This is a genomic window from Cognatishimia sp. (genome assembly GCF_964229375.1).
GTDB lineage: Bacteria > Pseudomonadota > Alphaproteobacteria > Rhodobacterales > Rhodobacteraceae > Cognatishimia.
The window spans coordinates 1-9,805 of the sequence record NZ_CAXREH010000177.1; the positions used below are offsets into that span (position 1 = coordinate 1).

General features: G+C 57.1%; 9 protein-coding genes. 7 read left to right on the top strand and 2 right to left on the bottom strand.

Going from position 1 to position 9,805, the window contains the following annotated elements; translation table 11 throughout:
- Positions 1–263 (bottom strand): urate hydroxylase PuuD (locus ACEQWH_RS12895; protein ID WP_370231502.1); only part of this gene is annotated, 263 nt, incomplete at its 3' end.
- Positions 264–356: 93 nt separating this feature from the next.
- On the opposite strand from ACEQWH_RS12895, the gene ACEQWH_RS12900 reads away from it, so the two are divergent.
- Positions 357–1,268: a LysR family transcriptional regulator gene (locus ACEQWH_RS12900; RefSeq protein WP_370231503.1), complete on the top strand. Its 912-nt coding sequence runs from the start codon at positions 357–359 to the stop codon at positions 1,266–1,268.
- 8 nt (positions 1,269–1,276) lie between these two features.
- Here ACEQWH_RS12900 and uraH read toward each other — a convergent pair whose 3' ends face one another.
- Positions 1,277–1,630 carry a hydroxyisourate hydrolase gene (gene uraH, locus ACEQWH_RS12905; protein WP_370231505.1) on the bottom strand — a complete coding sequence of 118 codons (354 nt, stop codon included), beginning with the start codon at positions 1,628–1,630 and terminating at the stop codon, positions 1,277–1,279.
- A gap of 147 nt (positions 1,631–1,777) precedes the next feature.
- Between uraH and puuE the strand changes: the two genes are divergently transcribed.
- The 6 genes from puuE to ACEQWH_RS12935 form a co-directional block, all read left to right on the top strand.
- Positions 1,778–3,193 carry an allantoinase PuuE gene (gene puuE, locus ACEQWH_RS12910; protein ID WP_370231507.1) on the top strand — a complete coding sequence of 472 codons (1,416 nt, stop codon included), beginning with the start codon at positions 1,778–1,780 and terminating at the stop codon, positions 3,191–3,193.
- Positions 3,190–3,672 (top strand): ureidoglycolate lyase, encoded by a 483-nt coding sequence (locus tag ACEQWH_RS12915; RefSeq protein WP_370231509.1) that lies wholly within the window; start codon positions 3,190–3,192, stop codon positions 3,670–3,672. The genes puuE and ACEQWH_RS12915 overlap by 4 nt, the downstream gene beginning before the upstream one ends.
- Before the next feature lie 60 nt (positions 3,673–3,732).
- Complete coding sequence (locus ACEQWH_RS12920) at positions 3,733–5,046, top strand: uracil-xanthine permease family protein (RefSeq protein WP_370231510.1); 1,314 nt, start codon at positions 3,733–3,735, stop codon at positions 5,044–5,046.
- A gap of 282 nt (positions 5,047–5,328) precedes the next feature.
- Positions 5,329–7,983: a pyruvate dehydrogenase (acetyl-transferring), homodimeric type gene (gene aceE / locus ACEQWH_RS12925; protein WP_370231512.1), complete on the top strand. Its 2,655-nt coding sequence runs from the start codon at positions 5,329–5,331 to the stop codon at positions 7,981–7,983.
- The gene (aceF, locus tag ACEQWH_RS12930; RefSeq protein WP_370231515.1) at positions 7,983–9,275 is read left to right on the top strand and encodes a dihydrolipoyllysine-residue acetyltransferase; all 1,293 of its coding nucleotides are present in this window, start codon (positions 7,983–7,985) and stop codon (positions 9,273–9,275) included. Before aceE ends, aceF begins: the two co-directional genes overlap by 1 nt.
- A 12-nt stretch (positions 9,276–9,287) precedes the next feature.
- The coding region (locus ACEQWH_RS12935; RefSeq protein ID WP_370231513.1) for a biotin/lipoyl-containing protein at positions 9,288–9,805 on the top strand (518 nt) is incomplete at its 3' end.

Here is a 9,805-nt window from a genome sequence, read left to right on the forward strand (position 1 = left end):
GTCGAATAGCTCTCCCATTTGAACCATGTGAGGTGGTCGGGCATCTCATCGGGCGCGACCAGGTATTTGCGCACGTGGTAAAAGCCTCCGCCATGCACCTGCCATTCTTCGCCATCCGCGCCGCCGAGGTCTCCGCCTCGACGCAGGCCCAGGTCCAACGCGATGAAATAAAACGAAGATCCGATCCAGGCGATGGCGGTAATCACGTGCAACCAACGCACTGCAAAGCCGACCCATTCCCAGATAATTGGCAATTCAAACATATTTTTGGCTCCTTCGCGCGCAGTCTATCGACCTTGCAGATTACCTTCTATTCCCTTATAAACCCCAAGAGTTTCAAGGTTTACAAGCAAATCATGTCCTATATCGACAACATCCGCACCTTTGTCCGCGTCTACGAGCTGGGCAACATGTCTGCCGCCGCCCGCGATCAGCGTATTTCTGCGGCCGTGGCCTCGTCGCGGATTTCTCAGCTTGAAGACTATCTGAACGTGCGTCTGTTTCAGCGCACCACGCGTCAGCTGAATGCCACGGAACAGGGGCATATTTTCTATGCCGGTGCGGTAAAAGTGCTAGAGGCGATCGACGAGGCCGAAGCTGCGGTTAACTCGGTCACCGACAACCCGCGCGGCTCGCTTTTTGTAGCCGCTCCGCTGGGTATCGGGCGACGATTGATTGCGCCGCAAATCCCTGCATTCAAAGAAGAATACCCGTTGATCAGCGTGCGATTGCGGCTGTCTGACCGCAAACTTGACCTGACCGCCGAAGGCCTTGATATCGCGTTCTATCTGGGCCTGCCCGAGGACAGCGCGTTGCGTGTGCGCAAGATTTCTGATTGTCCGCGTCTGATGTGCGCCGCGCCGAGCTATGTGAAACGCAAGGGGCAGCCAAAATCGCCAGATCAGCTGATCGATGGCACGCATGATTGCCTGAACCTGCGCTATCCCGGCGCGCCTGAATTTCAGTGGCCCCTGCAAGTCGACGGCGAGACCCAACGCTTTGCTGTGACCGGCCCGTTTGAGACTGACGACGGCGACGTGCTGACCCAATGGGCGCTGGATGGGCATGGGATCATCATGAAACCGGTCTTTGAGGTTGCCGATCATCTGGCGTCCGGCGCCTTGGTGCCGGTTCTGGCCAAAACGCCGCCGGTGCCAATTCAATTGGGCTGCCTTTATACGCATCGCCGGCATCAAGACCCAAAGACACGCCTGTTCATCGACCATATGGCACAGCATGTGGCGCAAAGCCTGACCGACGTGAACTGACCCTGCCGCTAGCTGCCGCGATAGGTGGAATAGCCAAACGGCGACAGTAGCAGAGGTACGTGATAATGCGCGGCCTCACTCATGCCAAAGCGGATTGGAACCTGATCCAGAAACAGCGGCTCTTGCAGATCATCCTGGGTTTCGCGCAGGTACTCGCCGCAAAAGAAGATCAGCTCGTAAGTGCCTGTTTTAAAATCACCTTCAGGCAAAATAGGGCTGTTGGTGCGACCGTCTGAATTGGTGACGGTCTCGGCAATCTTGTGATGAGAGTTTCCAGACACGCGATAGAGCGCAATCTTGATGCCCTCGGCAGGACAGCCCCGCGCCGTGTCCAGAACATGGGTCGTCAGATATCCGCTCATTTTTCACCCTTTCACTGGTTCTCCTGATCTATCGCTGATCAGCACCTGTGATCATACTGTACAGAGGCTTGAGTCTCTTTCAAAATACTCCTGAAAATAATTCCAATGGACCTGCGCTAAAAGGTTCAAAATCACAGGAGCACTGCCGTGAAGCGATATCCAAGAGACATGCGTGGTTATGGGGCGACGCAACCGGATGCCGCATGGCCGAATGGTGCGCGCGTCGCTGTGCAGTTTGTGCTGAACTACGAAGAAGGTGGCGAGAACTGTGTGTTGCACGGTGATGCAGCCTCCGAGGCCTTTTTGTCAGACATTCCGGGCGCAGCGCAGTGGAACGGGCAGCGACACCACAATATGGAGTCGATCTATGAATACGGCGCTCGCGCCGGTTTCTGGCGCCTGCATCGGTTGTTCACAGGCGCCCAGATCCCGGTCACGATTTATGGCGTCGCAACTGCCCTTGCACGTGCACCGGAACAGGTTCGCGCCATGCAGACCGCCGGGTGGGAAATCGCGTCTCACGGTCTGAAGTGGGTTGAACATAAAGACATGCCCGAGGACGAAGAACGCGCGGCAATCGCCGAGGCTATTCGCCTGCATACCGAAGTCACCGGCGACGCGCCGCGTGGCTGGTACACAGGGCGGTGTTCTGCAAACACCGTGCGGCTGGTCGCAGAAACCGGAACGTTTGACTATATCTCGGACACTTATGACGACGACCTGCCCTATTGGCTGGAACAGGGCGATCGGGATCAGTTGATCATCCCCTATACGCTCGAAGCCAACGACATGCGATTTGCCACGTCGCCGGGTTGGGTGACGGGACAGGATTTCTTCACGTATCTGAAAGATGCCTTTGACGTGCTTTATGAAGAGGGTCGTAACGGTGCGCCCAAGATGATGAGCGTCGGCTTGCATTGCCGTCTGATCGGGCGGCCCGGCAAAATCAAAGGGCTGATGCAATTCATCGACTATATCAAAGGCTTTGAAGGCGTCTGGACCCCGCGCCGGATCGACATCGCGCGTCACTGGGCTGAACATCACCCGCACACGCGGTACGCGCGGCCTTCACAGATGGATCAACAGACCTTCGTTGCGACCTATGGCGGCATATTTGAACACTCTGCCTGGATCGCGGAACGCGCCTTTGCGGGCGAACTTGGGCCAGCTCATGATTCAGCCATCGGATTGCATTCAGCCCTTGCCCGCGTCTTTCGCACCGCAAGCGAAGACGAACGTCGCGGCGTTCTGCTCGCGCACCCCGACCTTGCTGGCAAACTTGCGGCGGCGGGTCGGTTGACCGCGGACTCTACTTCAGAGCAGGCCTCTGCGGGCCTCGACATGCTAACCGATGCCGAGCGCACCACCTTTACCCAGCTCAATTCCGATTATGTGGCCAAGCATGGTTTTCCCTTTATCATTGCCGTGCGCGATCACGACAAACAGGGGATCCTGCACGCGTTTGAACGCAGGCTTAACAACGACAGCGCGACAGAATTCGCCGAGGCCTGCAAACAGGTCGAACGGATCGCCGAATTGCGGCTGATGGATCTGTTGCCATGATCGCACTGACGGCCCAGCCCCTCACCGCCAAAGCCTTTGCGCCTTTCGGGGATGTGCTCGAGCTGCGCGATCGCCCCGATAAAATGATCAATCAAGATATGTGCGGGCGTCATCACGATCTGGCGCGTCTGGATTTTACAGATGGTCAGGCCGGCATCAGCCTGTTTGACGCTGTTCCGCGCGCGCTGCCCTATGTGTTTGATCTGGTCGAACGCCACCCACAAGGCTCGCAAGCTTTTATTCCGATGAGCCTTACCGAATTTCTTATCATCGTCGCGCCTGACCAAGATGGCATGCCAGCCGCACCCGTGGCTTTTATTTCTGCTCCGGGTCAAGGCATTAATTTTCATAGAAATACTTGGCATGGGGTGCTGACCCCATTGCACGCACCCGGCCTGTTTGCGGTCGTGGACCGCATCGGCGGCGGTGCCAATTTACAGGAATTCACATACGCCACGTCTTTCGTGGTAAATAAATAAGACAATAAAAGACGCCGATCCAACGGTGTCGCCCAATGCCAACAGAAAGAGGGACACTTCATGGCAGATACTCAGACATATTCTGATCCAAATGTAACACCGCCTTTAAACCAAGCCATTCCGCTTGGCTTTCAGCACGTGCTGGCGATGTTTGCATCCAACGTAACACCATCCATCATCGTCGCAGGGGCCGCAGGGCTTGCCTTTGGCGGTGCCGAGCAAATCTATCTGATCCAGATGGCGATGCTCTTTGCCGGGATCGCGACGCTGTTTCAAACGGTCGGCGTCGGGCCCGTAGGCGCGCGCCTTCCGATCATGCAGGGCACCAGTTTTGCCTTTGTCGGCGTGCTTGCCGGGATCGCCGCGACACAGGGTCTGGGCGTGGCTCTGACCGCCTGTATCATCGGCGGTATCATCCACTTCTTGCTTGGATCCGTAATCGGAAATCTGCGCTGGCTGTTTCCACCGCTGGTGACCGGCCTCGTTATCCTAGCGATTGGTCTGTACCTGATCCCTGTGGCCATCAAATACGCCGCTGGTGGTGCTGCACAGTTCCAGATGGAAGCCGAAAGCTTTGGATCCCTGAAGCACTGGTCGGTCGCTTTGACCGTCGTTGTTGTGGCACTGGTGCTCAAGTTCTTCACCAAGGGTATCTTGTCCAGCGCAGCCATTCTGGTTGGCTTGCTGGCAGGCTATGCTTTGGCGTTCTTCCTTGGCATGGTCAACTTTGGCGCTGTCGCGAACGCCTCTTGGATCACCGGCATCAAGCCGTTGCCATATGGGTTTGAATTCAGCATCGGCGCGGTCATCGCCGTGACACTGGTTTCGATTGTCTCTGCGATTGAAACCGTGGGCGATGCGTCGGCAACCGCAAAAGCAGGCGCAGGTCGCGACGCAACAGACGCCGAGATCCAAGGCGCAACCTATGCAGATGGTCTGGGAACCGCCGTTGCGGGCGTCTTTGGTGGTTTGCCGAACACATCCTTCAGCCAGAACGTCGGCATCGTCGGCATGACCGGCATCATGAGCCGCCACGTGGTGACAATCGCAGGTGCCATTATGGTGATCTGTGGTCTGTTGCCAAAGATCGGCGCGGTTATCGCATCGATGCCCCTGCCTGTTCTGGGCGGCGGTGTGATCGTGATGTTCGGCATGGTGGCTGCCGCTGGTCTGAACGTACTGTCCGAGGTCAAGATGAACCGCCGCAACATGGTGATCATCGCGATCTCGCTGGCCGTGGGTCTCGGTTTGAACCTGGTACCAACCGCTGTTCAGTACCTTCCGAACATTGCAAAAACCCTGATGACCTCGGCCGTTGCACCCACTGCGCTGTGTGCCATCGTGCTGAACTTGGTGCTCCCACAAGAGGACTAAGCAGTTGGGCAAGATGCCCCACAAGAAAATAGTTTAATACTGGACGCATCCATGATTTGGGTGCGTCTTTTTTTGTGCGATTAAGCAGCTCTCGCTTTGTTTCTTGAGTTTGTCTGCAGCGCACTCGACGTCAGGCACCTTTGATCCCGACGGGCGTTTTGCCCTTATCTTCTTCAAAATCAGTTACCCGGTAGGCGCATGGCAGCTATGCATGCAGCCCGCTACCAAAGTAGTTCACCATTAAACTATAGTTGATAAGCAGCTATTGGAGGAGGTCACAACATGGCAACACCGTTGGACGATATTGATCCGGTTGAATCCCGAGAGTGGCAGGACGCCGTCGAGGATGTGATCGCACGCGACGGTGCGGACCGGGCGCATTATCTCTTGGACAAAGCAGTTCAGCAGGCCCGTGCCGCTGGCGCAACCCTGCCCTTCTCCGCGACCACCCCCTATCAGAACACGATCCCGACCGATCAACAGGAAGCCTTTCCCGGCGATCTGGACATGGAATGGCGCATCCGGACCATCAACCGCTGGAACGCCATGGCCACCGTCGTGCGCCGTAACAAAGAAAGCAGCGAGTACGGCGGGCACATCGCCTCTTTTGCCTCGTCTGCCGTGATGTATGACATTGGCCTCAACCACTTCTGGCGCTCGAAGTCGGCGATCCACGGTGGCGATCTGGTGTTCTTCCAAGGCCACGTAATCCCGGGCATCTATGCGCGGTCCTTTATGGAAGGCCGCCTAACTGCGGAGCAGATGGAAAACTTCCGCTCTGAGGTAAATGGCAACGGCTTGTCCTCTTACCCGCACCCCTGGCTGATGCCAGATTACTGGCAGTTCCCAACTGTTTCGATGGGCCTGGGCCCGCTGATGGCGATCTATCAGGCGCGGTTCATGAAATACATGCACAACCGGGGTCTGATCGACATGGCAGACCGCAAGGTCTGGTGTTTCCTTGGCGATGGCGAAATGGACGAGCCCGAAAGCCGCGGTGCAATTGACCTCGCCGCGCGCGAGGGTCTGGACAACCTGATCTTCGTCGTGAACTGCAACCTGCAACGTCTGGACGGCCCTGTTCGTGGCAACCACAAAATCGTTCAAGAGCTGGAAGGCGACTTCCGCGGTGCGGGTTGGAACGTTATCAAACTGCTTTGGGGCAAGGGCTGGGACGAGCTGCTGGAAAAAGACACCACCGGCAAGCTGCGTCAGCTGATGGATGAAACGGTCGATGGCGACTATCAAACATTCAAATCCAAAGACGGCGCCTATATTCGCAAGCATTTCTTTGGCAAGTATCCTGAAACCGCCAAGCTGGTCGAAGACTGGAGCGACGAGCAGATCTTTGCCCTGCGCCGCGGCGGCCATGATCCGCAAAAGGTCTATACAGCCTTTAAGCGCGCAAGCGACACCAAGGGCACTCCGACCTGCCTGTTGATCAAGACCGTTAAGGGCTATGGCATGGGGTCCGCGGGTGAGGGTCAGAACACCACCCACCAGCAAAAGAAGATGGCCGAAGACCAACTGCGCGCCTTCCGCGATCGGTTTGAAATTCCGGTCAGCGACGAAGATCTGCCCAAAGCGCCATTCGTGAAGCTGAACAACGCACAAAAGGCCTATCTGGCGGATCGCCGCAAAGCACTGGGTGGCGAGTTCCCGAAACGGGAAACCACATCGCCCAAGTTGGAGATCCCAGCGCTGGACAAATTCGCAGCCCAGCTGAAAGGCACAGGCGAGCGCGAGATTTCGACCACAATGGCCTTTGTGCGCATTCTGACCACCCTCTTGCGCGACAAGCAGATCGGCAAGCAGGTGGTTCCGATTGTGCCGGATGAAAGCCGCACCTTCGGGATGGAAGGCCTGTTCCGCTCGGTTGGCATCTATAACCCGCTGGGGCAGAACTATACGCCCGAAGATGCAGACCAGATGATGTACTATAAAGAGTCCATCAATGGTCAGGTTCTGCAAGAAGGCATCAACGAAGCAGGCGCCATGGCCGATTGGATTGCGGCGGCGACGTCCTATTCCAACCACGGCGTGCCGATGATCCCCTTCTTCATCTATTACTCGATGTTTGGCTTCCAGCGGATCGGCGATCTGGCCTGGGCTGCAGGCGACAGCCGCGCCCGTGGCTTTATGCTGGGCGGCACAGCCGGACGGACCACGCTGAACGGCGAAGGCCTTCAGCACGAAGACGGTCACAGCCACATCCTGGCAGGCACGATTCCAAACTGCATCAGCTATGATCCGACGTTCCAGTTCGAGGTCGCAGCCATCGTGCAGCACGGTCTGAAACGCATGTATGAAGATCAGGAAGACGTGTTTTTCTATCTGACCCTGATGAACGAAAACTACAGCCATCCGGACATGCCGGTGGGTGTGGAACATGACATCATCAAGGGGCTCTACCGGTTCAAAGACGTCAAGAAACCGGGCAAAAAACATGTCACGTTGATGGGCTCTGGTACCATTCTGGTGCAGGCGCTTGAGGCGGCTGAAATGCTGCAAGAGGATTTCGGCGTCAGCTCGGAAATCTGGTCAGCACCAAGCTTCAACGAGCTGGCCCGTGACGTGCAGGACGCCGAGCGCCACAACCGCCTGAACCCTCTGGCAGAGCCAAAGGTTCCGTTTGTGACGCAACAGCTGAGCAAAGCCAAAGGCCCGATCATTGTCGCCACCGATTATATGAAGAACTACGCCGAGCAGATCCGGTCTGCGGTTCCGGGGCGCTATACGGTTCTGGGAACAGATGGTTTTGGACGGTCCGACAGCCGCGTGAACCTGCGGCGCTTCTTTGAGGTGGACGCAAACCACATCGCCGCTGCCGCCATGGTGGATCTGTACCGTGAGGGCAACGTGACCAAGGCGCAGCTCGAAAAAGCGCTCAAGAAATACAACATCGACGGCGACAAGCCGAACCCCCGTCTGGTGTGATCGGGAGAGGAGACAAGGTTATGACAATAGACGTTAAAGTACCCGACATTGGTGATTTTTCCGACGTACCTGTGGTGAGCATTCTGGTCAGCGTGGGCGATGTGGTCAGCGAAGAAGACCCGCTGATCGAAGTGGAAAGCGACAAAGCCACGATGGAAGTGCCCTCTCCGGCGGCTGGCAAAGTGGCCGAGATCAAAGTCTCTGAAGGGGATCCGGTTTCCGAAGGCACTCTGATCGTTGTTCTGGAAGGCGACGCAGCCGCTTCGGCCGCAGCACCAGAAGCAGAGGCTGCACCAGCGGCTGTCGCAACACCTGCGCCAGCGGCCCCCGCCGCCCCAAGCGCACCAGCTGCTGCAACAGCCACGGTCACAGACAGCGGGTTCTCCAAGGCCCACGCAAGCCCATCTGTGCGTGCCTTTGCCCGTCAGCTAGATATTGACATCGCCAAGGTCAACGGCACCGGACGCAAAGGGCGCATCCTGCGTGAGGACGTCACAGCTTTCCTGAAATCCTCGACAGCAAGCGCGCCGGCAACGGCGCCTGCTCAAGGCGGCATGGGGATCCCTCCGATCCCGGCGGTCGATTTCAGCAAGTTTGGCCCGATCGAAAACGTCGAAATGCCGCGTATCAAAAAGATCTCGGGTCCGGCGTTGCATCGCTCTTGGTTGAACATTCCGCATGTCACCCACAATGATGAGGCCGACATCACGGATCTGGACAAGTACCGCAAGGAAATGGACACGATCGCCAAAGAGAACGGCTATCGCGTCACCCTGCTGAGCTTTGTCATAAAAGCCTCGGTCTCGGCGTTGAAGGAACACTGGGAGTTCAACAGCTCTTTGCATCCGGATGGCGACAAGCTGATCAAGAAAGACTTCTATAACATCGGTTTTGCGGCAGACACGCCAAACGGTTTGATGGTTCCGGTGATCAAAGACGCCGACCGCAAGGGTATCGTCGAGATTTCGAAAGACCTGCTCGAGCTGTCAGGCAAAGCGCGTGATGGCAAGCTTAAGGGCGACGATATGTCGGGCGCGACGTTCACCATATCCTCGTTGGGCGGCATTGGCGGCACATCCTTCACCCCAATCGTGAATGCGCCAGAAGTTGCGATCCTTGGTTTGACACGGTCCAAAATGGCCCCCGTCTGGAATGGCGAAGAGTTCGTGCCGCGCCTGATGCAGCCTTTGTCTTTGTCATATGACCACCGCGCCGTTGATGGTGCCTTGGCCGCACGCTTCTGCGTGACGCTCAAGACGCTCTTGGGCGATATGCGCAAGTTGATGTGGTAAGGGAGCGGTCTGATGGATGTAAAAGTACCTGACATTGGCGATTTCGCCGAAGTTCCCGTGGTCTCGGTTCTGGTTGCAGTCGGCGATACCGTCGCCGCCGAAGATCCGCTAATCGAACTGGAATCCGACAAAGCCACAATGGAAGTGCCCTCGCCCGCTGCAGGCACTGTGACAGAGATCAAGGTTGCCGAGGGCGACAGTATCTCTGAAGGCTCTGTCATCCTCGTTCTGGAGGCCGCAGACGCGACGGATACGCCCAGTGCCCAAACAGAGGCAGCCCCCGCTGCGCCGACGGCCGTTGCCCCGACTGGAAATGCGACAGGACAAGGCGACGTACATGCCGAGGTTGTCGTTCTGGGCTCTGGCCCCGGTGGCTACACTGCAGCGTTCCGCGCCGCAGATCTGGGCAAGAAAGTCGTGCTGATCGAGAAAGACAACAACCTTGGCGGCGTGTGCCTGAACGTGGGCTGTATCCCCTCCAAGGCGCTTTTGCATGCGGCCAAAGTGATCACTGAATCCGAGGAAATGGG